Annotated in this window: 23 protein-coding genes and 1 pseudogene; 19 read left to right on the top strand and 5 right to left on the bottom strand. The window is 52.7% G+C overall.

Features of this window, described 5'->3' with window-relative positions:
- Positions 1–64: 64 nt before the first annotated feature.
- The gene (locus ABVM99_RS16570) at positions 65–673 is read right to left on the bottom strand and encodes a glutathione S-transferase (RefSeq protein ID WP_000766681.1); all 609 of its coding nucleotides are present in this window, start codon (positions 671–673) and stop codon (positions 65–67) included.
- A gap of 475 nt (positions 674–1,148) precedes the next feature.
- Here ABVM99_RS16570 and mtlA point away from each other — a divergent pair, with 475 nt between their 5' ends.
- The 3 genes from mtlA (at position 1,149) to mtlR (ending at position 5,031) form a co-directional block, all read left to right on the top strand.
- On the top strand, positions 1,149–3,065 hold the full coding sequence (gene mtlA / locus ABVM99_RS16565; protein WP_000093287.1) for a PTS mannitol transporter subunit IICBA: 1,917 nt from the start codon (positions 1,149–1,151) through the stop codon (positions 3,063–3,065).
- Between the two features lie 230 nt (positions 3,066–3,295).
- Positions 3,296–4,444: a mannitol-1-phosphate 5-dehydrogenase gene (mtlD, locus tag ABVM99_RS16560; protein WP_000645391.1), complete on the top strand. Its 1,149-nt coding sequence runs from the start codon at positions 3,296–3,298 to the stop codon at positions 4,442–4,444.
- A complete protein-coding gene (mtlR, locus tag ABVM99_RS16555; protein ID WP_000193201.1) occupies positions 4,441–5,031 on the top strand; it encodes a mannitol operon repressor MtlR in 591 nt (196 codons plus the stop codon). Before mtlD ends, mtlR begins: the two co-directional genes overlap by 4 nt.
- A 9-nt stretch (positions 5,032–5,040) precedes the next feature.
- Here the strand turns inward: mtlR and ABVM99_RS16550 are convergent, their stop codons facing one another.
- On the bottom strand, positions 5,041–5,250 hold the full coding sequence (locus tag ABVM99_RS16550) for a hypothetical protein (protein ID WP_023194985.1): 210 nt from the start codon (positions 5,248–5,250) through the stop codon (positions 5,041–5,043).
- Positions 5,251–5,540: 290 nt separating this feature from the next.
- On the opposite strand from ABVM99_RS16550, the gene ABVM99_RS16545 reads away from it, so the two are divergent.
- The 5 genes and pseudogenes from ABVM99_RS16545 (at position 5,541) to avtA (ending at position 10,225) form a co-directional block, all read left to right on the top strand.
- Entirely contained in the window at positions 5,541–5,903 is a 363-nt protein-coding gene (locus ABVM99_RS16545; RefSeq protein WP_000665687.1) for a YibL family ribosome-associated protein, read from the top strand.
- Between the two features lie 486 nt (positions 5,904–6,389).
- Positions 6,390–7,073 (top strand): DUF3251 domain-containing protein, encoded by a 684-nt coding sequence (locus ABVM99_RS16540; protein ID WP_000549449.1) that lies wholly within the window; start codon positions 6,390–6,392, stop codon positions 7,071–7,073.
- A 43-nt stretch (positions 7,074–7,116) separates the two neighbouring features.
- On the top strand, positions 7,117–8,094 hold the full coding sequence (locus tag ABVM99_RS16535) for an ESPR-type extended signal peptide-containing protein (protein ID WP_393927100.1): 978 nt from the start codon (positions 7,117–7,119) through the stop codon (positions 8,092–8,094).
- Positions 8,058–8,801, top strand: a pseudogene (locus ABVM99_RS16530) (alpha-amylase family glycosyl hydrolase); the annotation flags it as partial. The gene ABVM99_RS16535 and the pseudogene ABVM99_RS16530, both read left to right, overlap by 37 nt.
- A 173-nt stretch (positions 8,802–8,974) precedes the next feature.
- Positions 8,975–10,225 carry a valine--pyruvate transaminase gene (gene avtA / locus ABVM99_RS16525; RefSeq protein WP_023181756.1) on the top strand — a complete coding sequence of 417 codons (1,251 nt, stop codon included), beginning with the start codon at positions 8,975–8,977 and terminating at the stop codon, positions 10,223–10,225.
- A 36-nt stretch (positions 10,226–10,261) separates the two neighbouring features.
- Here the strand turns inward: avtA and ABVM99_RS16520 are convergent, their stop codons facing one another.
- Both ABVM99_RS16520 and yiaJ read right to left on the bottom strand, forming a co-directional pair.
- On the bottom strand, positions 10,262–10,735 hold the full coding sequence (locus ABVM99_RS16520; protein WP_023194859.1) for a 4Fe-4S dicluster domain-containing protein: 474 nt from the start codon (positions 10,733–10,735) through the stop codon (positions 10,262–10,264).
- Positions 10,736–10,851: 116 nt separating this feature from the next.
- Positions 10,852–11,652 (bottom strand): IclR family transcriptional regulator YiaJ, encoded by an 801-nt coding sequence (gene yiaJ / locus ABVM99_RS16515; protein WP_001627094.1) that lies wholly within the window; start codon positions 11,650–11,652, stop codon positions 10,852–10,854.
- A 229-nt stretch (positions 11,653–11,881) separates the two neighbouring features.
- On the opposite strand from yiaJ, the gene yiaK reads away from it, so the two are divergent.
- The 10 genes from yiaK to araD all read left to right on the top strand — a co-directional run bounded on the left by yiaK (position 11,882) and on the right by araD (position 20,903).
- Entirely contained in the window at positions 11,882–12,880 is a 999-nt protein-coding gene (gene yiaK, locus ABVM99_RS16510; RefSeq protein WP_000861183.1) for a 3-dehydro-L-gulonate 2-dehydrogenase, read from the top strand.
- 11 nt (positions 12,881–12,891) lie between these two features.
- The gene (locus ABVM99_RS16505) at positions 12,892–13,356 is read left to right on the top strand and encodes a YhcH/YjgK/YiaL family protein (RefSeq protein ID WP_023194860.1); all 465 of its coding nucleotides are present in this window, start codon (positions 12,892–12,894) and stop codon (positions 13,354–13,356) included.
- Between the two features lie 23 nt (positions 13,357–13,379).
- Complete coding sequence (locus ABVM99_RS16500) at positions 13,380–14,312, top strand: DUF4862 family protein (protein ID WP_023194861.1); 933 nt, start codon at positions 13,380–13,382, stop codon at positions 14,310–14,312.
- A gap of 138 nt (positions 14,313–14,450) precedes the next feature.
- Positions 14,451–14,924, top strand: a complete 474-nt coding sequence (gene yiaM, locus ABVM99_RS16495) for a 2,3-diketo-L-gulonate TRAP transporter small permease YiaM (protein WP_000832316.1) — start codon at positions 14,451–14,453, stop codon at positions 14,922–14,924.
- 2 nt (positions 14,925–14,926) lie between these two features.
- Positions 14,927–16,204: a 2,3-diketo-L-gulonate TRAP transporter large permease YiaN gene (gene yiaN / locus ABVM99_RS16490; RefSeq protein ID WP_000301822.1), complete on the top strand. Its 1,278-nt coding sequence runs from the start codon at positions 14,927–14,929 to the stop codon at positions 16,202–16,204.
- Positions 16,205–16,215: 11 nt separating this feature from the next.
- Positions 16,216–17,202 carry a 2,3-diketo-L-gulonate TRAP transporter substrate-binding protein YiaO gene (gene yiaO, locus ABVM99_RS16485; RefSeq protein ID WP_000766337.1) on the top strand — a complete coding sequence of 329 codons (987 nt, stop codon included), beginning with the start codon at positions 16,216–16,218 and terminating at the stop codon, positions 17,200–17,202.
- 3 nt (positions 17,203–17,205) lie between these two features.
- Positions 17,206–18,702 carry an FGGY-family carbohydrate kinase gene (locus tag ABVM99_RS16480; RefSeq protein ID WP_023194862.1) on the top strand — a complete coding sequence of 499 codons (1,497 nt, stop codon included), beginning with the start codon at positions 17,206–17,208 and terminating at the stop codon, positions 18,700–18,702.
- Complete coding sequence (gene ulaD, locus ABVM99_RS16475; protein ID WP_023194863.1) at positions 18,699–19,361, top strand: 3-keto-L-gulonate-6-phosphate decarboxylase UlaD; 663 nt, start codon at positions 18,699–18,701, stop codon at positions 19,359–19,361. Before ABVM99_RS16480 ends, ulaD begins: the two co-directional genes overlap by 4 nt.
- Positions 19,354–20,214 carry an L-ribulose-5-phosphate 3-epimerase gene (locus ABVM99_RS16470; protein WP_001244035.1) on the top strand — a complete coding sequence of 287 codons (861 nt, stop codon included), beginning with the start codon at positions 19,354–19,356 and terminating at the stop codon, positions 20,212–20,214. Before ulaD ends, ABVM99_RS16470 begins: the two co-directional genes overlap by 8 nt.
- Positions 20,208–20,903, top strand: a complete 696-nt coding sequence (araD, locus tag ABVM99_RS16465) for an L-ribulose-5-phosphate 4-epimerase (protein WP_000893174.1) — start codon at positions 20,208–20,210, stop codon at positions 20,901–20,903. Before ABVM99_RS16470 ends, araD begins: the two co-directional genes overlap by 7 nt.
- 160 nt (positions 20,904–21,063) lie before the next feature.
- Here the strand turns inward: araD and ABVM99_RS16460 are convergent, their stop codons facing one another.
- Positions 21,064–21,879, bottom strand: a complete 816-nt coding sequence (locus tag ABVM99_RS16460) for a helix-turn-helix domain-containing protein (RefSeq protein ID WP_000891816.1) — start codon at positions 21,877–21,879, stop codon at positions 21,064–21,066.
- Between the two features lie 263 nt (positions 21,880–22,142).
- Between ABVM99_RS16460 and ABVM99_RS16455 the strand changes: the two genes are divergently transcribed.
- The gene (locus tag ABVM99_RS16455; RefSeq protein WP_023194986.1) at positions 22,143–24,098 is read left to right on the top strand and encodes a glycoside hydrolase family 127 protein; all 1,956 of its coding nucleotides are present in this window, start codon (positions 22,143–22,145) and stop codon (positions 24,096–24,098) included.
- The last annotated feature ends 138 nt before the right edge of the window (positions 24,099–24,236 follow it).

Here is a 24,236-nt window from a genome sequence, read left to right as displayed (position 1 = left end):
GGGAGAGGGATATCGACATAAGGGGGATTGTAACGTGAGTTTGCTCAGGCGGACATAATGCGCGTCAAGCCTTTGGTGCTTCGGTGCGGGCAAAGCTTTCGCGCTGAAAAAGCGTTTCGACCAGTTTGACCAGGTGGGGGCGGCTAACACACCAGCCAGGCGCGACCCGGCGGAAGTTGAGATAGCCTACCGCACAGGCAATCGCGATAGTCGCCAGATTGACCGTATCCGTTTTTAGCGTCCCGTCGCTCAGATAACTTTCGAGCATATCCAGGCTGCGGTTGATTTTTTCCCGCTGGCGCAGCAGTTCCGTTTCCGATTGTTGCGCCGCCGGACGCGCCTGTTCGCGTACAGAAACCAACGCTGCATCCATAATGCCGTCAGCCAACGCTTCAAGCTGGCGAACTTTAAGCGCTGCCATCGGGTCACGCGGGAGCATCGCTGGCGCGATATCCAGCAGTTCAATATATTCCGCGATGATCGGCGAATCGAACCAGTACTCGCCTTTCTCCGTCACCAGCGCTGGCACCTTACCCAGAGGGTTGTATTGCGCCACGCCGTTATCCGCCTCGTAGGGTAGTTCATTAATAAATTCGAAGGTAATGCCTTTTTCGAGCAGCAGAACAGAGATTTTGCGCACAAAAGGGCTGGTGTAGCTACCGATGAGTTTCATGCCGTGTCCTTTTTGCCAACCAGTAAAAATCATAGTATGGCTCAAATAAGACGAAAAGAGACGCAAAAGGAGGTTGCTGAATGACATAACGTGAGAGGGCTCGCAACAAAATGTTTGCCGGATCGTATTGGCGTTACCCGGGCTTAAAATTTCTTGTGAAGATGATCACAAAAATTCAACAAAGCACCAAAATAAAAATGTGAAATATCTCACATAAAATGGTCTTTTAAGGGCTAAAAATTAGATTCGTTGTTTTTTTACACAGCCACTTTGTGATCAATATCACATCAATTACCTCTCTACCCCCTATATTTATGTGACACAAATCACATAAATTGTCTCTGTCTGGACAGTTGAACGATTCAGTGCCAGATTGCGCAGTATCTACACTACAGGGTCCGGCTACCTCTGCCGCTACATTAACAAACCTCGGGCTTTCAGCCTGCGCGACAGCAACATAAGAAGGGGTGTTTTTATGTCATCCGATATTAAGATCAAAGTGCAAAGCTTTGGTCGATTCCTCAGCAATATGGTGATGCCTAATATCGGCGCGTTTATCGCGTGGGGTATTATCACCGCATTATTTATTCCAACAGGGTGGTTGCCTAACGAAACGCTGGCGAAACTGGTTGGTCCGATGATCACCTACCTGCTGCCGCTGCTCATCGGTTATACCGGCGGTCGTCTGGTTGGCGGCGAACGCGGCGGCGTGGTGGGCGCTATCACTACCATGGGCGTTATTGTCGGCGCGGATATGCCGATGTTCCTCGGCTCGATGATCGCCGGTCCATTAGGCGGCTACTGCATTAAGAAATTCGACAGTTGGGTAGACGGTAAGATCAAATCCGGTTTTGAGATGCTGGTGAACAACTTCTCCGCTGGCATCATCGGTATGATCCTCGCCATCCTGGCGTTCCTCGGTATTGGTCCGGCGGTTGAAGTCCTGTCCAAAATTCTGGCGGCTGGCGTTAACTTCATGGTGGCGCACGATATGCTGCCGCTGGCGTCCATTTTTGTTGAACCGGCGAAAATCCTGTTCCTCAATAACGCGATTAACCACGGCATCTTCTCACCGCTGGGTATCCAGCAGTCCCATGAGATGGGTAAATCCATCTTCTTCCTGATTGAAGCTAACCCGGGTCCGGGGATGGGCGTCCTGCTGGCGTACATGTTCTTCGGTCGCGGCAGCGCTAAACAGTCTGCGGGCGGCGCGGCAATTATCCACTTCCTGGGCGGTATCCATGAGATCTACTTCCCGTACGTGCTGATGAACCCACGCCTGATTCTGGCGGTGATTCTCGGCGGTATGACCGGCGTATTCACCCTGACCATCCTGAACGGCGGTCTGGTCTCTCCGGCATCTCCAGGTTCCATTCTGGCGGTACTGGCGATGACGCCAAAAGGCGCTTACTTCGCTAACATCGCTGCCATCGTGGCGGCAATGGCGGTTTCCTTCGTGGTGTCTGCAATTCTGCTGAAAACCAGCAAAGTGAAAGAAGAAGATGACATTGAAGCGGCCACCCGTCGTATGCATGACATGAAAGCGGAATCTAAAGGCGCCTCTCCGCTGGCGGCTGGCGACGTGACTAACGACCTGAGCCATGTGCGTAAAATCATCGTGGCTTGCGATGCCGGTATGGGTTCCAGCGCGATGGGCGCAGGGGTACTGCGTAAGAAAGTACAGGATGCGGGCCTGAGCCAGATCTCCGTCACCAACAGCGCCATTAACAATCTGCCGCCGGATGTGGATCTGGTCATTACTCACCGTGACCTTACCGAGCGCGCGATGCGTCAGGTACCGCAGGCGCAGCATATTTCGCTGACCAACTTCCTGGATAGCGGCCTGTACACCAGCCTGACCGAACGTCTGGTTGCTGCACAGCGCCACAATACTAATGAAGAGAAAGTACGCGACCATCTGAAAGACAGCTTTGAGGAGGGTGATAACAACCTGTTCAAACTGGGTGCGGAGAATATCTTCCTGGGCCGTAAAGCCGCTAACAAAGAAGAGGCGATTCGCTTTGCCGGTGAACAACTGGTGAAAGGCGGCTATGTTGAGCCGGAATACGTCGAGGCGATGCTGGACCGCGAAAAGCTGACGCCGACTTACCTCGGTGAATCCATCGCAGTACCGCACGGTACAGTGGAAGCGAAAGATCGCGTGCTGAAAACCGGCGTGGTGTTCTGCCAGTATCCGGAAGGCGTACGCTTCGGTGAAGAAGAAGACGATATTGCCCGTCTGGTCATTGGTATCGCCGCACGTAACAATGAGCACATCCAGGTCATCACCAGCCTGACCAACGCGCTGGATGATGAATCCGTGATCGAACGTCTGGCGCACACCACCAGCGTGGATGAAGTGCTGGAACTGCTGGCAGGTAAAAAAGCTTAACAGTTAAGTATCCCCAAAATAGTTCGAGCTGCAGGAAGGCGGCAACGCAGTGAATCCCCAGGAGCGTACATAAGTACGTGACTGGGGTGAGCGAGGAGAGCCAACGCATCTGCAGTTCGAAATATGAAGGCGATACCCTCTCCCTTGTGGAGAGGGTTAGGTTGAGGGGAAATCTATGCAGTCCCTCACCCCAGCCCTCTCGGGTAAAAACATTAATGAAGGTTAATACTATGAAAGCATTACATTTTGGCGCAGGTAATATCGGTCGTGGCTTTATCGGCAAACTGCTGGCTGACGCGGGGATACAACTGACGTTTGCGGATGTAAACCAGGTCGTACTCGATGCCCTGAATGCCCGTCATAGCTATCAGGTTCATGTTGTGGGTGAAAATGAGCAGGTGGATACCGTTTCCGGCGTCAACGCTGTCAGCAGCATCGGCGATGATGTTGTCGACCTGATTGCCCACGTTGATTTAATCACTACTGCCGTGGGTCCGGTTGTGCTTGAGCGTATCGCTCCGGCCATCGCTAAAGGGCTGGTAAAACGTAAGGCGCAGGGCGTGGATGCCCCGCTGAACATCATCGCTTGTGAAAACATGGTACGCGGCACAACGCAGCTGAAAGGCCACGTAATGAACGCGCTGGCGGATGGCGATAAAGCCTGGGTTGAACAGCACGTTGGCTTTGTCGATTCCGCCGTTGACCGTATTGTGCCGCCATCTGCTTCTGCGACCAACGATCCGCTGGAAGTGACGGTAGAAACCTTCAGCGAGTGGATCGTCGATAAAACCCAGTTTAAAGGCGCGTTGCCAAACATTCCGGGGATGGAGTTAACGGATAACCTGATGGCATTTGTCGAACGTAAACTCTTCACGCTGAACACGGGTCATGCTATAACCGCGTACCTCGGCAAATTAGCCGGTCATCAAACCATTCGCGACGCTATTCTCGATGAGAGTATTCGCGCGGTGGTGAAAGGCGCGATGGAAGAAAGCGGCGCGGTGCTGATCAAACGCTACGGTTTTGATGCCGACAAACATGCGGCATACATTCAGAAAATCCTCGGTCGTTTTGAAAACCCGTATCTGAAAGATGACGTCGAACGCGTAGGTCGTCAGCCGCTACGCAAACTCAGCGCGGGCGACCGTCTGATCAAACCGCTGCTTGGCACCCTGGAATATGGTCTGCCGCATGTGAATCTGGTCAAAGGGATCGCGGCGGCGATGCATTTCCGTAGTGATGAAGATCCGCAGGCGCAGGAGTTGGCGGCTCTGATTACCGAAAAAGGCCCGCAGGCCGCGCTGGCGCAAATTTCCGGGCTGGATGCCAATAGCGATGTGGTGGCTGAGGCGGTTAACGCATATAACGCGACCAAATGACGCAGAACCCGGCGCAGGTTAGCCTGCGCCCAAATAACAGATTGTCAGATATGCAGGCAATAATGGAACAAACCCAGGCCTTTGAAAATCGTGTGCTTGAGCGTCTGAATGCTGGCAAAACCGTACGGAGCTTCCTGATTACCGCCGTCGAGTTATTGACCGAGGCGGTGAATATTCTGGTGCTCCAGGTGTTTCGCAAAGACGACTATGCGGTGAAATACGCTGTGGAACCGTTGCTGGATGGCGACGGGCCGCTGGGCGATCTTTCGGTACGTCTGAAACTTATCTATGGCCTGGGCGTACTCAGCCGCACCGAATATGAAGATGCGGAGCTGTTAATGGCGCTGCGCGAAGAGCTGAATCACGACGGCAATGAGTACGCCTTTACCGACGATGAAATTCTCGGGCCGTTTGGCGAACTGCACTGCGTCATGGCGCTGCCGCCGCCGCCGCATTTTGATACGTCCGACGCGGCGCTCTACGCCATGCAAATTCAGCGCTACCAGCAGGCGGTGCGTTCGACGATGGTCCTCTCTCTGACCGAGCTGATTTCTAAAATCAGCTTAAAAAAGGCCTTTCAAAAGTAAATCCCGCCGTTAACCTCTTTCTTCTTCTTTTGGTCGGTACAGCCGTCGGTAATATTCCAGACGCTGCAAATAAATGGGCGCGTTCTCCGACGGCACTTCGGAAGGAACATAATCACGCGGCGGCGTTTTATTCAGGTATTCACGGAACGCCTGGCTGGACGCCATAAAATCGACGGCTTTATCAATAAGAAGTGGTACGTTCTCACCTATTTTTGCCATGATAGATCCTCCATGTGGGACCCGCGTCTGACTCCCGCGGTCGCTTATTTGAGTTTAGGATCAATTTAGCGTTGTCATTGAGGAAAATGTGCTTAATCGCTTTTCTTGCCGACAAAAGGACGCTTCATCTTTTCTTTCGACAAAAAGGATTTTATTCTCAACGAGATAATTAAATAGTGAGCAGTGTAATACTTGCCATAATTGATTATCTTTACGTCATGAGTTGTGAAGAATCACTCACTGCGCGCATACTATAAGGTATCTATCCCATTTCTATCAGAAGCTATCCCATGAAAGAAGTCGAAAAAAACGAAATTAAACGCCTGAGCGATCGTCTTGACGCTATTCGCCACCAGCAGGCAGGTCTCTCTCTGGTTGAATCCGCCGATAAATACGCGGAGCTGGAAAAAGAAAAAGAGACGCTGGAAGCAGAAATTATCCGTCTGCGCGAAGTACACAGCCAGAAACTGAGTAAAGAAGCGCAGAAGCTGATGAACCTGCCGTTTCGCCGCGCGATCACTAAAAAAGAGCAGGCCGATATGGGCAAACTCAAAAAAAGCGTACGCGGCCTGATCGTGGTCCACCCGATGACGGCGCTGGGCCGGGAAATGGGGCTCAAAGAGATGACAGGCTTCGCGAAGAGCGAGTTCTAAACCTTCCGCATCCCAGGTTCTCAGGACACCCGTTGTACGGAGGGTGTCTTGAGAGCATCGGGCTATATTCCGAATTTTTCCTGGAAGTATTTACACCGCTTATATACAAGTTCATTTTTAACGGTAGTCCCTGCTTTTTCAGGATGAAAAATTCCACTATCATGCCTGTTTGTATTTATACAATGAATTTTTTTCATCCTCTTTTCTTATATCCCGCAGAATATGATTGACCCGCAAAATTAAATAACATTATCATCCCTGAAAAAAAACCCCATACATAAACATTATAATTATATTTTTATAAAGCATTGCTATGAGTAATTGATAAACAACGTCGGGTATTCGCACACTCCTATAGAAGCAATGAATGTTTTAATTATAACCATATATTATGGTTATTGGCAATGCTCGCAAAATGATGAGTTAGCTGTATAAATAACAGGTTAACTATTTATATTACATAAATTATTAACAAGGATATTTTATATGCACAAAAATGGAAAATTTATCCCCCTGCTTGCGTTGGGATTCACATTCTTTTTATCTGGTTGTGACTACTTTGCAGATAAACACCTTGTTGAAGAGCTGAAAAAACAACAAAAAGAACAAGAAACAAAGATAAACCTGTTAGAAAAACAACAAAAAGAACAAGAAGCAAAGATGAATTTGCTAGAAAAACAACAAGCTACGGTTATCAACACAACTCAAAAGGTCGCCGAAGTCGTTGGCCGCGTTGAACGCAAACAACGGCTATTCGACTATACAGAACTGGACCCATCACAAACGCACTATTTTATTATTAACAACGGCAATATCGGATTAGCCGGGCGTATTCTATCTATTGAACCAATAGATAATGGAAGTGTTATTCATCTTGATTTAGTTAACTTACTCAGCATTCCCGTATCAAACCTTGCGTTTAATATGACATGGGGTACGAAAAAACCTTCCGAGGCAAAAGATCTGCCTCGCTGGCGACAACTCCTGCTCAACACAAAAATGGATTCGACAATCGAACTCTTACCGGGAGCATGGACAAACGTCACGCTAACATTAAAAGGCGTATCGCCCAATAATCTTAAGTATCTAAAAATAGGTATTAACATGGAGAATGTCATATTCGACAGCATACAACCTATTAATGATACGAAAAAGAAGCCAAAAAAATAATAGCCATTGATACAATTATTTTAGAAAAGGAAAGCACTTATTCATGAACAGAATATTTAGAGTCCTCTGGAATGCCGCTACGGGAACATTTGTTGTCACCAGCGAAACCGCAAAAAGCCGCGGCAAAAAAAGCGGCCGCAGAAAGCTGGCGGTTTCCGCACTCATCAGTCTTAGCAGCATTATGGTTTCTGCGGACGCACTGGCCAATGCTGGGAACGATACAGGGAAAGGGATCGGCACTGAGAATGGATGGATAGCCATTGGCGAAGGCGCCGAAGCTGATTCAACAATAACAACTAAAGAAAAGGTCGCAGAAGATCCGTCCAAAGGATATGTAGCGGGTGCCGGTATTGCAATAGGTTACTATAGTAAGGCATCTGGGGCTTCCAGCACTGCGTTGGGCGGATATAGCCTTGCTGAGAGTATAGGCTCAGTGGCGCTAGGGGCAGGTGCACATACCACTTCTACGGCTAAATACTCTATGGCAGTAGGTACAAACGCAGTTGCCTCAAATCTTTACGCCATCGCACTGGGAACAAATGCAAATGCCTCAGGGAAAAATTCAATAGCGCTTGGACGCGATACCGTATCATCAGCAGAAAGAAGCCTGACGGTAGGATTAGGGGCGAATGCCGCATCTCTGGATAGCATGGCTTTCGGTTACAATACATCCGTAACGTCAGATGCGGCAAATGGCATTGCCTTCGGTAGTGGGGCGGTAACCTCTGCAAAAAATTCCGTCGCGATAGGGAGCAATTCTACAGCGACCGAAGAAAACGTAGTTTCTGTAGGGAGTGATGCCCTAAAGCGCAAAATTGTCAACGTTGGTAACGGAGCCATATCAGAAAGCAGCACCGACGCCGTTAACGGCTCTCAGCTATTTGCAACCAACGCCAATGTGACGCAGAACACCACTGATATTGCTGCCAATACCGACAGCATTAACCAAAACACAACCGATATCGCCACCAACACCACCAATATCAACTCATTGAGGGCTATACGCCACGGGATTATCTGACTCACTGGTTAAGCCAGTGGGTGCATGATTACGGCATTGACGGGTTCCGGGTCGATACGGCCAAAAACGTTGAGCTTCCTGCCTGGCAACAGCTAAAAACCCAGGCCAGCGCGGCGTTACATGAATGGAAGCAGGCCAATCCGGACAAAGCGCTGGATGATAGCCCGTTCTGGATGACTGGCGAAGCGTGGGGCCACGGCGTCATGAAAAGTGATTATTATCGCTATGGTTTCGACGCGATGATCAATTTTGATTATCAGGAGCAGGCGGCGAAGGCGGTCGATTGCCTGGCGGAAATGGGGCCAGTCTGGCAGCAGATGGCGGATAAAATGCAGGATTTCAACGTATTAAGTTACCTCTCCTCGCATGATACGCGCCTTTTCCGTGAGGGCGGTGATAAGGCGGCGGAACTGCTGCTGCTTTCGCCGGGCGCGGTGCAGATCTTTTACGGCGATGAATCCGCTCGTCCCTTCGGCCCCACCGGCTCCGACCCGCTGCAAGGCACCCGTTCAGATATGAACTGGCAGGACGTGAGCGGAAAGTCAGCCGCAGCCGTCGCGCACTGGCAGCGTATTAGCCAGTTCCGCGCCAGACATCCCGCCATCGGCGCAGGCCAACAAACCACGCTGACGCTAAAACACGGGTACGGTTTTGTACGCCAGTACGGCGACGATACGGTGATGGTCGTCTGGGCGGGCCGCCGCTAATCGTGGCGCTACCGGTCTCCTCGCGTACCGGTAGCCCCTTCAAAATAAAAAACTAACCTGATAAAAATTTGTAGCATAAAACATCAATACCACCGCCTGACCCCCATTTGCGCCCCGCCATTTGTAGCGTTATGGTTATCCACTTTGACAGACAGTTCGATAGATCACCCGTTATGACATTTTCACTTTTCGGCGATAAATTTACCCGCCATTCAGGCATTACCCGCCTGATGGAGGATCTCAACGACGGCTTACGCACGCCAGGCGCCATCATGCTTGGCGGCGGTAACCCGGCACACATCTCTGCAATGCAGGATTATTTCCAGACGCTACTGACAGATATGGTAGAAAGCGGCAAAGCCGCTGATGCGCTTTGTAATTATGACGGTCCCCAGGGAAAAACGGCGCTACTGAATGCACTGGCCGTACTGCTACGTGAAACGCTGGGATGGGATATCGAACCACAGAATATTGCGCTGACAAATGGCAGTCAGAGCGCGTTTTTCTACTTATTTAATCTCTTCGCCGGACGTCGCGCCGACGGCAGTACGAAAAAGGTACTATTCCCGCTTGCGCCGGAATACATCGGCTATGCAGATTCCGGTCTGGAAGACGACCTCTTCGTTTCGGCGCGCCCGAATATTGAGCTGCTGCCGGAAGGCCAGTTTAAGTATCACGTCGATTTTGAGCATCTGCACATCGGCGAAGAAACGGGGATGATTTGCGTCTCGCGCCCGACCAACCCAACCGGTAACGTTATCACCGACGAAGAGCTGATGAAGCTGGACAGACTGGCGAATCAGCACAACATCCCACTGGTGATTGATAACGCTTACGGCGTACCGTTTCCGGGCATTATCTTTAGCGAGGCGCGCCCTCTGTGGAACCCCAATATTATCCTATGCATGAGCCTCTCGAAGCTGGGGCTGCCCGGTTCCCGCTGCGGGATTATCATCGCCAATGATAAGACGATTACCGCCATTGCCAACATGAACGGCATTATCAGCCTTGCGCCCGGCGGCATGGGTCCGGCGATGATGTGCGAAATGATTAAGCGTAACGATCTGCTGCGGCTGTCGGAAACGGTTATCAAACCTTTCTACTATCAGCGCGTTCAACAGACTATCGCGATCATTCGTCGCTATTTATCCGAAGAACGCTGCCTGATTCATAAACCGGAAGGCGCAATATTTTTGTGGCTGTGGTTTAAAGATCTGCCGATAACCACCGAGCTACTCTATCAACGCTTGAAAGCGCGCGGCGTGCTGATGGTGCCGGGCCACTATTTCTTTCCCGGGCTGGATAAACCCTGGCCGCACACACACCAGTGTATGCGGATGAACTACGTGCCTGAACCGGACAAAATCGAGGCGGGCGTAAAAATTCTGGCAGAAGAGATAGAACGCGCCTGGCGTGAAGGCTGACGGCTATTCCGGCCATCATGCAGGCCGGAACGACATTCAGAAAGGTTGAGAATAGAGGCGCTGGCGCTGCACGTGTGCTGCGTCAACGCACTGTAACGCACTGGTCGGGCAGGCTTCCACGCACGCCGGCCCCGCTTCCCGATGCCAGCAAAGATCGCATTTAATCGCCTGCGCGCCTGACGCGAACGCCACCACGGTCATCGCACCAAACGGGCAAGCCAGCATACAGCTTTTACAACCAATGCAGCGCGATGGCGTCACGAAGATATGCCCCCGATCACGGCGAATCGCCTGTACCGGGCAGACATTCGCGCACGGCGCGTCCTCACACTGATGGCAGACCGTGGCCGTGGTGAAGCTATCCTCTTTTATCACCCGGATACGCGGCACAAAGTCCGCCGTCGTCACCGCCGCGCTATTCTGCTGTTCCTGGTGCGACACCACGCAGGCGACCTCGCAGGTACGACACCCGATACACGCCGACGCATCCGCCATAATAAACCGGTTCATTGTTCTCCCCCTGCGTTAAAACGCCAGAATGCCAGAGAGCCATTCCCCGCCGCTTTGATCCCACTACGCAAACGGACAAATTTTGTCAGATGCCTGATAAAACCTGGCGAGCTGTCTTATTCGCGAACGGTAAATCCCAGCTCATTAGAGATAGCCTGTGCGGTTTCACGCAACGGTTTGAGCAGATTTTTCTCGCCGATCTGTTTTAGCCGTGACGTCGACAGCGAAATAGAAATGGCGTAAGGCACTCGATGGTGAATATCAAACACAGGCACAGCAATACAGGAAACGCCCAGTTCATTTTCTTCGCGATCCATCGCCATGCTGGTTTCACGAATTTGCGCCAGCTCATCGTACATTGCTGGTAAATCGGTAATGGTATTACGAGTCAGCGGCTGGATCTGTTCTTTATGGCTTTCCCAGTAAGACGCCACATAATCCGGCTGACCAAACGCCATATAAATTTTCCCCATCGCCGAGCAGTACAGCGGCATATGCTGGCCAATGTAGGCACGCGTGCGCAGCATACCGGTGGTCGGTTCCAGCTTATAAATCAGGATAGCGTGGTCATCTTCACGGCTGGAAAAATTCACCGTCTCGCCAGTGGCCAGGTTGAGCGCCTCAAGGTGCGGTGCCGCAACGTGGATGATATTCAGCGATGACAGGGCTTTTTGGCCGACGGCAATAAACTTTGTCGTCAGACGGTAGCTCCCGGCCGCCGGCGCTGGCGTCACATATCCGCAGGATTGAAGCCCCTGCAACAAACGATGGACGGTACTCTTGTTCAACCCCGCCAGCTCCGACAGGTGCGCCAGTGGGCAACCGTTCGGGTAGTTACTCAAAATTTCTATCAACATCAGGCCACGAAACAGGCTCTGACTCCCCGCAGGCTTCTCTTTATCGTTGTTCTGGCTCATCAGAAAACTCTCTCCTTTCTTGGGCGATCAGATGGTAGCTCAAAGTGTGTTGCAGTTCACGATATCAGCATAAAAAACATAAGCCGATGATTTTAATCGTTTTTAAAAACCTTCTCTGGCGTTGCCATGTCAATTTTTGATCTATATATTTGGAACTGCATTTCGCATTATGAAATTTATAGACAAAAAAACATACTAAATTTTCTAACAATCGACCAGGAGAACAGGGATGAAAGTAGCTTTCGAAGAGTTAAAAGGGGCCTTCTACCGCGTCTTGCGGTCGCGGAATATTGCGGAAGATACCGCCGACGAGTGCGCGGAAATGTTCGCTCGCACCACCGAGTCCGGTGTCTATTCCCACGGCGTGAACCGTTTTCCCCGCTTCATCCAGCAACTGGATAACGGCGACATTATTCCTGATGCTAAACCGCAGCGAGTTACCAGCCTCGGCGCCATCGAACAGTGGGATGCTCAGCGCGCTATCGGCAACCTGACGGCGAAAAAGATGATGGACCGGGCCATCGAGCTGGCTTCCGATCATGGTATTGGCCTGGTGGCGTTACGTAATGCTAACCACTGGATGCGCGGCGGCAGCTACGGCTGGCAGGCGGCGGAAAAAGGCTATATCGGCATTTGCTGGACCAACTCCATCGCCGTCATGCCGCCGTGGGGGGCGAAAGAGTGCCGTATCGGTACCAATCCGCTGATCGTCGCCATCCCGTCTACGCCGATCACGATGGTGGATATGTCGATGTCGATGTTCTCCTACGGAATGTTAGAAGTTAACCGTCTGGCGGGCCGCGAACTGCCGGTGGATGGCGGTTTCGACGATAACGGTCAGTTGACCAAAGAACCGGGCGTTATCGAGAAAAATCGCCGCATTTTACCAATGGGTTACTGGAAAGGATCTGGTCTGTCGATTGTGCTGGACATGATTGCCACCCTGCTTTCCAACGGTTCTTCCGTTGCCGAAGTGACCCAGGAAAACAGCGATGAGTATGGCGTCTCACAGATTTTCATCGCCATAGAAGTGGATAAGCTGATCGATGGCGCAACCCGCGATGCCAAACTGCAGCGGATTATGGATTTCATCACCACTGCTGAACGCGCCGACGACAACGTCGCGATTCGGCTGCCCGGCCACGAATTTACCAAATTGCTGGATGACAACCGCCGTCACGGTATCACCATTGACGACAGCGTCTGGGCCAAAATTCAGGCGCTGTAAGGAGCCACATCATGATTTTTGGACATATTGCGCAGCCTAATCCGTGCCGGCTACCGTCGGCCATAGAGCAGGCGCTCGATTTCCTGCGCAATACGGACTTTCGCACGCTGGAACCTGGCGTAGTGGAAATCGACGGCAAAAATATCTTCGCGCAGATTATCGATATGATCACCCGCGATGCTGCTGAAAATCGTCCGGAAGTCCATCGCCGCTATCTGGATATTCAGTTTCTGGCATGGGGCGAAGAGACAATTGGGGTTGCCATTGATACCGGTAATAATCAAATCAGCGAGTCATTATCAGAACAGCGCGATATTATTTTTTATCACGACAGTGAACATGAATCATTCATTGAAATGATACCGGGAAGTTATGCCCTGTTTTTCCCGCAGGATGTTCATCGTCCCGGTTGTAATAAAAGCATTGCTACGCCGATACGGAAAATAGTCGTAAAAGTCGCCATAGACGTTTTATAAAATAGAGTTTACTGGAGCACAAAATGAAAAATAATACCGGTTATATTATCGGTGCGTACCCTTGTGCACCCTCATTTCACCAGAAGAGTGAAGAGGAAGAGACGGAATTCTGGCGGCAACTCTCTGATACTCCGGATATCCGGGGGCTGGAGCAGCCTTGTCTTGAACATCTTCACCCGCTCGGCGACGAGTGGTTATTGCGCCATACACCAGGGAACTGGCAAATCGTGGTCACCGCGATAATGGAAACCATGCGCCGCCGTAGCGAAAACGGCGGTTTTGGATTAGCGTCCAGTGACGAGGAACAGCGTAAAGCCTGCGTGGAATACTACCGTCATCTTTATCAGAAGATAAATAAACTCAATGCGAAAACCCCCGGCAAAGTTATAGCCCTTGAGCTTCATGCCGCCCCACTGGCGGGCAATCCGAACGTAGCGCAGGCAACCGACGCCTTTGCGCGCTCATTAAAAGAGATTGCCAACTGGGACTGGTCCTGCGACCTGGTGCTTGAACACTGCGACGCGATGACCGGCCCCGCACCGCGCAAAGGATTCTTACCGTTAGTAAACGTACTGGAAATTATTGCCGACTATGACATAAGCGTCTGCGTTAACTGGGCGCGCTCGGCTATTGAAGGGCGGGATACCTCTCTACCGCTGATCCACACGCAGCAGGCCAAACATGCTGGAAAACTCGGGGCGCTGATGTTCTCCGGCACGACACAAAGCGGAGAATACGGCGAATGGCAGGACCTCCATGCTCCGTTTGCACCTTTCTGTCCACAAAGCCTGATGACGGAGAAACATGTTAAAGAACTCATTACCGCCGTAGCTCCCGATCTGTTGCAGTTTACCGGTATTAAATTGTTGGAAATCAATGCCAGCGCCGATATTAATCACCGCATCAATATATTACGCGATGGTATTAACATGATGAAAAAGGCCACACGCCGCTAACCTGAATTAAACATCATCACCTTAATTCTCGGCCTGCAATTCAACGTTGCGCCGACCTAATATAAACCAAACATAAGAAATTAAGTTCCACTATTCAGCATCGAAAGAAATAAGTTTCTATAACCTGATGGAGTCGTTATGAAGCGGGTACTTGAGGGCATACTTGCGGTATTAATTGCCGTACTTTCCTGCATTGTATTTATTAACGTTATTTTACGTTACGGTTTTGAGAGCAGTATTTTGTCGGTAGATGAACTATCACGTTATCTATTTGTATGGCTGACGTTTATTGGCGCCATCGTTGCATTTATGGATAACGCTCACGTTCAGGTCACTTTTGTGGTGGAAAAACTTTCGCCAGCGAATCAGCGTCGACTCTCGCTGCTGACGCATTCACTGATTTTATTGTTATGCCTCGCATTAGGCTGGGGCAGCCTGCAAAAAGCGTTGCAGGACTGGAGCGATCACTCGCCAATCCTCGGTTTACCGATCGGCCTGATGTATATCGCCTGTCTGCCCACAAGCGTTGCTATCGCGTTAATCGAGCTGCGTCGGCTTTATCACTTAATAACGCGTAACGATTCCTTTCAACAACCACAGCAAGGAGCCTAATCATGGCCGTGGTGATATTTCTCTGCTGCCTGCTCGGCGGGATCGCGATAGGTTTACCCATCGCCTGGTCGCTGCTGCTTTGCGGCGCTGCTCTGATGGCATACCTGGATATGTTTGACGTGCAGATTATGGCGCAAACCCTGGTTAACGGCGCGGACAGTTTCTCCCTACTGGCCATTCCCTTTTTTGTTTTGGCCGGTGAAATCATGAACGCGGGCGGCCTGTCAAAGCGAATTGTCGACCTGCCGATGAAGCTGGTCGGCCATAAGCCCGGCGGCCTGGGCTACGTGGGCGTCATTGCAGCAATGATTATGGCCAGCCTTTCCGGCTCTGCGGTAGCAGATACCGCTGCGGTCGCCGCGCTGCTGGTGCCGATGATGCGCTCCGCAAACTACCCGATCAACCGCTCCGTTGGGTTAATCGCTTCCGGCGGGATCATTGCGCCAATTATTCCACCCTCAATTCCTTTTATTATCTTCGGCGTTTCCAGCGGCTTGTCGATCAGCAAGCTGTTTATGGCCGGGATCGCACCGGGCATCATGATGGGCGCGGCGCTTATGCTCACCTGGTGGTGGCAGGCTGGGCGATTAAATCTCCCTTCTCAGCCTAAAGCAACACCGCGTGAAATCTGGCAATCATTGGTTTCAGGTATCTGGGCGCTGTTTTTACCGGTGATTATTATCGGCGGCTTCCGTTCCGGACTTTTCACGCCAACGGAGGCAGGGGCGGTTGCCGCGTTTTACGCCCTCTTTGTCGCCGTGGTTATCTATCGGGAATTAACGTTTTCCAGTCTCTACCACGTGCTGGTCAATGCCGCCAAAACGACGTCAGTCGTCATGTTTCTGGTGGCCGCGGCTCAGGTATCCGCCTGGCTGATTACGATCGCGGAGTTACCCATGATGGTGTCAGATTTGCTGCAGCCGCTGGTCGACTCTCCGCGACTCTTATTTATCGTCATTATGATCTCAATTATGGTCGTCGGTATGGTGATGGATTTAACGCCAACGGTGTTAATTCTTACCCCTGTATTATTGCCATTAGTTAAAGAAGCCAATATTGACCCGATTTATTTCGGCGTCATGTTCATTATTAACTGCTCTATTGGATTAATCACACCGCCCGTTGGCAACGTCCTCAACGTTATTTCCGGGGTAGCAAAATTGAAATTTGATGACGCGGTAAGAGGCGTATTCCCTTACGTTGTCGTACTGATGTCGCTGCTGGTTTTATTTATTTTTATTCCCGAGCTAATTATCACACCGCTTAAATGGATTAATTAAAGGATAATATTATGAAATTACACGTTATTGCTCGTTCATTATTGATAGCTGGTCTGACGGTTTTCAGCGTGTCGTCTCTGGCGGCGCAATCTTTACGTTTTGGTTATGAAACACCGCAAACTGACTCCCAACATATTGCCGCGAAAAAATTTAACGAATTATTAAAAGAAAAAACCAACGGCGAATTAACGCTAAAACTCTTTCCTGACAGCACATTAGGTAACGCCCAGGCAATGATCAGCGGGGTGCGCGGCGGAACCATTGATATGGAAATGTCCGGTTCGAACAATTTCACCGGTCTGGCCCCTGTATTCAACTTACTTGATGTCCCCTTCCTGTTTCGCGATACCGCGCATGCGCATAAAACGCTCGACGGCAAAGTCGGCGATGAACTGAAAAAATCACTCGATTCAAAAGGGTTAAAAGTCCTCGCCTACTGGGAAAACGGCTGGCGCGACGTCACCAACTCCCGCGCGCCGGTAAAAACGCCGGGCGATTTGAAAGGCTTAAAAATCCGCACTAACAACAGCCCAATGAATATCGCGGCCTTTAAAATCTTCGGCGCCAACCCTATTCCGATGCCGTTCTCCGAAGTCTATACCGGCCTCGAAACCCGTACGATTGATGCCCAGGAACACCCTATCAACGTCGTGTGGTCAGCGAAATTCTATGAGGTACAGAAATACCTCTCCCTCACTCATCACGCCTATTCGCCTCTGCTGCTGGTGATCAATAAAGCCAAATTCGACGCTTTAAGCCCGCAGTTCCAGGAGGCACTGCTGAGTTCCGCCAAAGAAGCGGGTGACTATCAGCGCAAACTGGTCGCCGAAGATCAGCAAAAAATTATCGATGGCATGAAAGAAGCCGGAGTTGAAGTCCTGACCGATATCGACCGTAAAGCCTTCAGCGATGCGCTGGGCAGCCAGGTGCGCGATATGTTCCTGAAAGACAACCCGCAGGGCGCCGATCTCCTGAAAGCCGTGGACGAGGTGCAATAAGTCATGAGCAACTACTGGCTGGGGTTAGATTGTGGTGGGAGTTGGCTAAAAGCCGGGTTGTACGATGGCGCAGGCCGGGAAGTAGCGGTGCAACGCCTGCCGCTGCACGCTTTAAGCCCGCAGCCAGGCTGGGTTGAACGCGATATGACCGAACTGTGGCAACAGTGCGGCTCGGTCATCAGCAAACTGCTGGCGCACACGGGGGTGAGCGGCTCACAAATCCGCGGTCTGGGTATTTCCGCTCAGGGTAAGGGCCTGTTCCTGTTAGATAAAAGCGATCGGCCATTAGGTAAAGCGATACTCTCTTCCGACCGTCGTGCCATGGAAATTGTCCAGCGCTGGCAAAAAGAAGCGGTTCCGCAAAAACTCTACCCGCTGACCCGGCAAACCCTGTGGACCGGGCATCCGGTCTCCCTTTTACGCTGGGTAAAAGAGAATGAGCCGCAGCGCTACGCGCAGATAGGCTGCGTCATGATGACGCATGACTATCTGCGCTGGTGCTTAACCGGCGTGAAAGGCTGCGAAGAGAGCAACATCTCCGAGTCCAACCTCTACAACATGGCGACGGGCCAGTACGACCCGCGTCTGACCAAATGGCTGGGCATCAGTGAAATCGATAGCGCGCTGCCCCCCGTGGTGGGTTCAGCCGAAATATGCGGGGAGATCACCGCTCAGGCAGCCGCCATCACCGGTCTGGCGGCGGGCACCCCCGTCGTCGGCGGCCTGTTTGATGTGGTTTCCACCGCCCTTTGCGCCGGTATTGAGGATGAATCAACGCTCAATGCGGTGATGGGTACCTGGGCCGTCACCAGCGGCATCGCTCACGGTCTGCGCGACCATGAGGCCCACCCTTACGTCTATGGCCGCTACGTCAATGACGGACAGTATATCGTTCACGAAGCCAGCCCGACCTCCTCCGGCAACCTTGAATGGTTTACCGCCCAGTGGGGCGACCTCTCTTTTGACGAGATCAACCAGGCGGTCGCCAGCCTGCCGAAAGCCGGTAGCGACCTCTTTTTTCTGCCGTTTCTCTACGGCAGCAATGCCGGGCTGGAGATGACCTGCGGCTTTTACGGCATGCAGGCGCTGCACACCCGCGCCCACCTGCTGCAAGCGATTTATGAAGGCGTGGTCTTCAGCCATATGACCCACCTCAACCGCATGCGTGAACGCTTTACCGACGTTTGCGCCCTGCGCGTTACCGGCGGCCCGGCCCACTCCGACGTCTGGATGCAGATGCTGGCGGACGTCAGCGGGTTACGCATCGAGCTGCCGCAGGTTGAGGAGACCGGCTGCTTTGGCGCAGCGCTGGCGGCCCGCGTCGGCACCGGCGTATATCGCGATTTCCGCGAGGCCCAACGCGACCTGCAGCACCCGGTGCGCACGCTGCTGCCGGACATGACCGCGCACGCCCTCTACCAGCGCAAATACCGCCAATACCAGGATTTGATTGAAGCACTACAGGGCTATCACGCCCGTATTAAGGAGCACGCATTATGAGCCGACCATTACTGCAACTGGCGCTCGACCACACCAGTCTGGAAGCAGCCCAGCGCGATGTCGCCCTGCTACAGGATCATGTCGATATCGTTGAGGCCGGAACCATCCTTTGTTTAACCGAAGGCCTTAGCGCGGTGAAAGCCCTGCGAGCGCAGTGCCCGGAAAAAATCATCGTCGCCGACTGGAAAGTGGCCGATGCCGGTGAAACCCTGGCGCAGCAGGCTTTTGGCGCTGGCGCTAACTGGATGACTATCATCTGCGCCGCACCGCTCGCCACGGTCGAGAAAGGCCACGCCGTCGCGCAATCCTGTGGCGGTGAAATTCAAATAGAACTGTTCGGCAACTGGACGCTGGACGACGCCCAAGACTGGTATCGCGTCGGGGTTCGTCAGGCGATTTACCACCGCGGGCGCGACGCGCAGGCCAGCGGACAGCAGTGGGGCGAGGCGGACCTGGCGCGTATGAAGGCGTTGTCCGACATCGGCCTTGAACTATCGATTACCGGCGGCATTACCCCAGCGGATCTGCCGCTGTTCCGCGACATTAACGTTAAGGCATTTATCGCCGGACGTGCGCTGGCAGGTGCCGCCCATCCGGCGCAGGTCGCAGCCGAATTCCACGCCCAAATTGACGCCATTTGGGGAGAAAAGCATGCGTAATCATCCATTAGGTATTTACGAGAAAGCACTGGCGAAAGATCTCAGTTGGCCAGAGCGGCTGGTGCTGGCAAAAAGCTGCGGTTTTGATTTTGTTGAGATGTCGGTGGATGAAACCGACGAACGTCTCTCACGCCTGGAGTGGACCTCGGCCCAACGCGCTTCGCTGGTGAACGCGATGCTGGAAAGCGGCGTCGCCATCCCGTCGATGTGCCTCTCCGCCCATCGTCGATTCCCTTTTGGCAGCCGCGACGAAGCGGTACGCCAGCGGGCGCGTGAAATCATGACCAAAGCCATTCGCCTGGCGCGCGACCTGGGGATCCGCACCATCCAGTTGGCAGGTTACGACGTCTATTACGAAGAGCACGACGAAGGCACCCAGCAACGTTTCGCCGAAGGGCTGGCGTGGGCGGTGGAACAGGCCGCAGCGGCGCAGGTGATGCTGGCGGTGGAGATCATGGATACCGCGTTTATGAACTCCATCAGCAAGTGGAAAAAGTGGGACGAGATGCTTTCGTCACCGTGGTTCACCGTCTACCCGGACGTCGGCAACCTCAGCGCCTGGGGGAACGACGTCACCGCCGAGCTGAAGCTGGGTATCGACCGTATCGCCGCTATCCACCTGAAAGACACGCTGCCGGTGACCGGTGACAGCCCCGGCCAGTTCCGCGACGTGCCGTTTGGCGAAGGATGCGTTGATTTTGTGGGCATTTTTAAAACGCTGCATGAGCTGAATTATCGCGGTTCATTTCTGATTGAGATGTGGACAGAGAAAGCCAGTGAGCCGGTGCTGGAAATTATCCAGGCCCGCCGCTGGATTGAATCACGGATGCAGGAAGGAGGTTTCACATGTTAGAGCAACTGAAAGCCGAGGTGCTGGCGGCAAACCTGGCCCTCCCGGCGCACGGGCTGGTCACCTTTACCTGGGGCAACGTCAGCGCGGTCGATGAGACGCGCAAGCTGATGGTCATTAAGCCTTCCGGCGTCGAATATGAGGTGATGACCGCCGACGATATGGTGGTGGTAGAGATCGCCAGCGGTAAGGTCGTTGAAGGCAACAAAAAACCGTCGTCCGATACCGCGACCCATCTGGCGCTCTATCGCCGCTATCCGCAGATCGGCGGGATCGTGCATACCCATTCCCGCCATGCGACGATCTGGTCGCAGGCCGGGCTCGATCTGCCCGCCTGGGGCACCACCCACGCCGACTATTTCTATGGCGCGATCCCCTGTACCCGGCTGATGACCGTTGAGGAAATTAACGGCGAGTACGAGTATCAGACCGGCGAGGTGATTATTAAAACCTTTGAAGAGCGCGGTCTCGATCCGGCGCAAATCCCGGCGGTATTAGTTCATTCACACGGCCCGTTTGCCTGGGGTAAAAATGCCGCCGATGCCGTCCACAACGCCGTGGTGCTTGAGGAGTGCGCTTATATGGGGCTGTTCTCGCGCCAGCTGGCCCCGCAGCTACCGGATATGCAGCCTGAACTGCTCGATAAACACTATCTGCGTAAACACGGCGCGAATGCCTATTACGGGCAGTAATGCCGGCAGCCACAGCCTGTGTCAGATGGCGGCTGCGCCTTATCCGACCTACAAGATTTGCAATATCAATACGTTGTGATGAACTCTTGTAGGCCCGATAAGCAAAGCGCCATCGGGCATTCAGTTTGCAACCGCGTTGTCAGAGGGCCAAAGATTATACTCAAGAATTAACGTGTTCCTTACTGTAGCGCCGCTTCCAGGCGGTAGGCGTCAGGCCGGTGTGCTTGCGGAAGATCTGGCGAAAGTAACCAACGTCATTAAAACCGCACCGCTCCGCCACCTCTTTTAACGAACGCGCGTCGCTAATCAGCAACTTTTCCGCCTCGCGCACCCGCTGGCGGTGGATGGCTTCCGTTAGCGTAAGGTGAAATACCCGCCGATAAACGCGTCCCAGATAATCCACATTGCAATGCAGTTCTTTCGCCAGAACCGAGCTGGAAAGCGGCAGGTGATAGTGCGTTCGAATCAACTGCTGTACTTTCCAGGCCAGCGACACGCCAGCGGCCTCGGCGTTTTCATTCTGCCGGGCGTCAACGGTGAGCTGCTGCAAAATCAGCAGCACGATGAACTCCAGCGCCGGGCTGCGCTGGTGCTTTTCCTGCTCGTTCATAAACTGGCGAAAAAGCGCAATCAGCGCCTGCGGATCGGCAACCTGGGTATGCTGCGGCACGGAAAGATGCGTCAGCCAGCGCGGGTCGCTGTCCGGCGCTTTGACCTCAAAATGGAGCCAGTAAAATTTAAGATCGGCGGGAAACTCCTCAACGCCAATATGGCGGCGATGCGGCCAAAGCAACAGGCTTTCCCCGGCTTCGACACAGAAAACACATTCTTCTTCCTGAATTTTCAGGCAGCCTTTTTCCACAAATATAATTTCCCACGATTGCAGACGCCTGGCAGGATGACGCCCAATGCCGCGAGAAATAAATAATCCGCCGTTTTGGACTTTAATCGGTAATGTCATGGATAGTTCGAGCATTAATATGTCATTTCCCGCTCATTCAGCACCGTATTTCATATTAGCTTTTGATTATTAACTAAAAATAGTCATTTCACTCGATCCATCTCACATTTTTAAATACGGGTCGGAATCGTCATCTTTTTTTACTCTTTTATCGCCTTGTCGCTCACCGCTATCTGGGCAAAATGAATCAGGTCATAACGCGAAAATAAAAATTACTGCCATAAAATACCCCGTCAGCGAGGAATATCTATGACCTCTACAGCCTTAAGGAGCACGAAATGAACGTACTGGAAGTCGATCTGCATAAACTGACGGTCAGCGATCCGTTCCTCGGACAGTATCAACAACTGGTTCGCGATGTGGTTATTCCTTACCAGTGGGATGCGTTAAACGATCGTATTCCAGAGGCTGAACCCAGCCATGCCATTGAAAATTTCCGCATTGCCGCAGGCCAGCAGACGGGCGACTTTTACGGCATGGTCTTTCAGGACAGCGACGTGGCGAAATGGCTGGAAGCGGTTGCCTGGTCACTGTGCCAGAAGCCCGATCCCGCGCTTGAGAAAACCGCCGATGAGGTGATTGAACTGGTGGCTGCCGCGCAGTGTGACGATGGCTATCTCAATACGTACTTTACGGCAAAAGCCCCGCAAGAACGCTGGAGCAACCTGGCGGAGTGCCACGAGCTTTATTGCGCCGGGCATCTGATTGAAGCGGGCGTCGCCTTCTTTCAGGCCACCAGCAAGCGTCGGCTGCTAGACGTCGTTTGTCGCCTGGCCGATCATATCGACAGCACTTTCGGCCCTGGCGAAAATCAGCTGCATGGCTATCCGGGCCACCCGGAAATTGAGCTGGCGCTGATGCGTCTGTATGAGGTAACAGAGCAGCCGCGCTATATGATGCTGGCAAGCTACTTTATCGGACAGCGCGGCACCCAACCGCACTTCTACGACGAAGAGTACGAAAAACGCGGCCAAACCTCTTACTGGCATACCTACGGCCCGGCGTGGATGGTCAAAGACAAAGCCTACAGCCAGGCGCATCTGCCAATTTCGCAGCAGCAGACGGCCATTGGCCACGCGGTACGTTTTGTCTATCTGATGACTGGCGTGGCGCATCTCGCTCGCCTGAGCAACGATGAAGGCAAACGCCAGGACTGCCTGCGCCTGTGGAAAAATATGGCGCAGCGTCAGCTGTATATCACCGGAGGCATCGGTTCACAGAGCAGCGGCGAAGCCTTTAGCAGCGATTACGATTTACCCAATGATTCGGTCTATGCGGAAAGCTGCGCTTCAATCGGCCTGATGATGTTCGCCCGCCGGATGCTGGAAATGGAAGCCGATAGCCAGTACGCCGACGTGATGGAGCGCGCGCTGTACAACACCGTCCTCGGTGGTATGGCGCTGGATGGCAAGCATTTCTTCTACGTCAACCCGCTGGAAGTGCATCCAAAATCGTTAAAATTCAACCATATTTACGATCACGTTAAGCCCATTCGCCAGCGCTGGTTTGGCTGCGCCTGCTGCCCGCCGAACATCGCCCGCGTGCTCACCTCCCTTGGTCACTACATCTACACGCCGCGTGCGGATGCGCTGTACATCAATATGTACGTGGGTAACAGCATGGAAATACCCGTTGAAAATGGCGCGCTCAAACTGCGAATCAGCGGGAACTACCCGTGGCATGAGCAGGTGAAGATCGCCATCGACTCTGTGCAGCCGGTACATCACACGCTGGCGCTACGCCTGCCGGACTGGTGCCCTGAGGCAAAAGTGACGCTCAACGGGCTGGAAGTGGAACAGGATATTCGCAAAGGTTATCTGCATATCCGTCGAACCTGGCAGGAGGGCGATACGATAACCCTGACGCTGCCGATGCCGGTTCGCCGCGTGTATGGCAATCCGCTGGCGCGTCACGTCGCCGGTAAGGTCGCCATTCAGCGCGGGCCGCTGGTCTATTGCCTTGAGCAGGCCGATAACGGCGAAGAACTGCATAATCTGTGGTTACCGAAAGAGAGTGAATTCCGGGTCTTTGAGGGCAAAGGGCTTTTTGCGCATAAGATGCTGATTCAGGCTGAAGGCGAGAAGCAAAGCGCCCCAGATGCGCAGCATCAGGCGTTGTGGCACTACGATAACGCGCCGTCATCGCGCCAGCCGCAGACGCTAACCTTCATTCCGTGGTTTAGCTGGGCCAACCGTGGCGAGGGCGAAATGCGGATTTGGGTTAACGAGCGGTAATACTGTGCCGGATGGCGGCTGCGCCTTATCCGGCCTACAAGCTTTGCAATATCAGTACATTGCGATGAATTTTTGTAGGCCCGATAAGCGAAGTGCCATCGGGCATTACCACCAGGCTGATATCAATGCGGTAGGCCC

It is taken from the genome of Salmonella sp. SJTUF15591, assembly GCF_043356435.1.
Taxonomy (GTDB): domain Bacteria; phylum Pseudomonadota; class Gammaproteobacteria; order Enterobacterales; family Enterobacteriaceae; genus Salmonella; species Salmonella enterica.
This window is presented reverse-complemented; position numbering and strand designations above follow the sequence as displayed.

What these genes read in the sequence shown, in the direction of transcription:
- ABVM99_RS16570 (WP_000766681.1), bottom strand. Translation starts at nt 673, where the DNA reads ATGAAACTCATCGGTAGCTACACCAGCCCTTTTGTGCGCAAAATCTCT.
- mtlA (WP_000093287.1), top strand. Translation starts at nt 1,149, where the DNA reads ATGTCATCCGATATTAAGATCAAAGTGCAAAGCTTTGGTCGATTCCTC.
- mtlD (WP_000645391.1), top strand. Translation starts at nt 3,296, where the DNA reads ATGAAAGCATTACATTTTGGCGCAGGTAATATCGGTCGTGGCTTTATC.
- mtlR (WP_000193201.1), top strand. Translation starts at nt 4,441, where the DNA reads ATGACGCAGAACCCGGCGCAGGTTAGCCTGCGCCCAAATAACAGATTG.
- ABVM99_RS16550 (WP_023194985.1), bottom strand. Translation starts at nt 5,250, where the DNA reads ATGGCAAAAATAGGTGAGAACGTACCACTTCTTATTGATAAAGCCGTC.
- ABVM99_RS16545 (WP_000665687.1), top strand. Translation starts at nt 5,541, where the DNA reads ATGAAAGAAGTCGAAAAAAACGAAATTAAACGCCTGAGCGATCGTCTT.
- ABVM99_RS16540 (WP_000549449.1), top strand. Translation starts at nt 6,390, where the DNA reads ATGCACAAAAATGGAAAATTTATCCCCCTGCTTGCGTTGGGATTCACA.
- ABVM99_RS16535 (WP_393927100.1), top strand. Translation starts at nt 7,117, where the DNA reads ATGAACAGAATATTTAGAGTCCTCTGGAATGCCGCTACGGGAACATTT.
- avtA (WP_023181756.1), top strand. Translation starts at nt 8,975, where the DNA reads ATGACATTTTCACTTTTCGGCGATAAATTTACCCGCCATTCAGGCATT.
- ABVM99_RS16520 (WP_023194859.1), bottom strand. Translation starts at nt 10,735, where the DNA reads ATGAACCGGTTTATTATGGCGGATGCGTCGGCGTGTATCGGGTGTCGT.
- yiaJ (WP_001627094.1), bottom strand. Translation starts at nt 11,652, where the DNA reads ATGAGCCAGAACAACGATAAAGAGAAGCCTGCGGGGAGTCAGAGCCTG.
- yiaK (WP_000861183.1), top strand. Translation starts at nt 11,882, where the DNA reads ATGAAAGTAGCTTTCGAAGAGTTAAAAGGGGCCTTCTACCGCGTCTTG.
- ABVM99_RS16505 (WP_023194860.1), top strand. Translation starts at nt 12,892, where the DNA reads ATGATTTTTGGACATATTGCGCAGCCTAATCCGTGCCGGCTACCGTCG.
- ABVM99_RS16500 (WP_023194861.1), top strand. Translation starts at nt 13,380, where the DNA reads ATGAAAAATAATACCGGTTATATTATCGGTGCGTACCCTTGTGCACCC.
- yiaM (WP_000832316.1), top strand. Translation starts at nt 14,451, where the DNA reads ATGAAGCGGGTACTTGAGGGCATACTTGCGGTATTAATTGCCGTACTT.
- yiaN (WP_000301822.1), top strand. Translation starts at nt 14,927, where the DNA reads ATGGCCGTGGTGATATTTCTCTGCTGCCTGCTCGGCGGGATCGCGATA.
- yiaO (WP_000766337.1), top strand. Translation starts at nt 16,216, where the DNA reads ATGAAATTACACGTTATTGCTCGTTCATTATTGATAGCTGGTCTGACG.
- ABVM99_RS16480 (WP_023194862.1), top strand. Translation starts at nt 17,206, where the DNA reads ATGAGCAACTACTGGCTGGGGTTAGATTGTGGTGGGAGTTGGCTAAAA.
- ulaD (WP_023194863.1), top strand. Translation starts at nt 18,699, where the DNA reads ATGAGCCGACCATTACTGCAACTGGCGCTCGACCACACCAGTCTGGAA.
- ABVM99_RS16470 (WP_001244035.1), top strand. Translation starts at nt 19,354, where the DNA reads ATGCGTAATCATCCATTAGGTATTTACGAGAAAGCACTGGCGAAAGAT.
- araD (WP_000893174.1), top strand. Translation starts at nt 20,208, where the DNA reads ATGTTAGAGCAACTGAAAGCCGAGGTGCTGGCGGCAAACCTGGCCCTC.
- ABVM99_RS16460 (WP_000891816.1), bottom strand. Translation starts at nt 21,879, where the DNA reads ATGCTCGAACTATCCATGACATTACCGATTAAAGTCCAAAACGGCGGA.
- ABVM99_RS16455 (WP_023194986.1), top strand. Translation starts at nt 22,143, where the DNA reads ATGAACGTACTGGAAGTCGATCTGCATAAACTGACGGTCAGCGATCCG.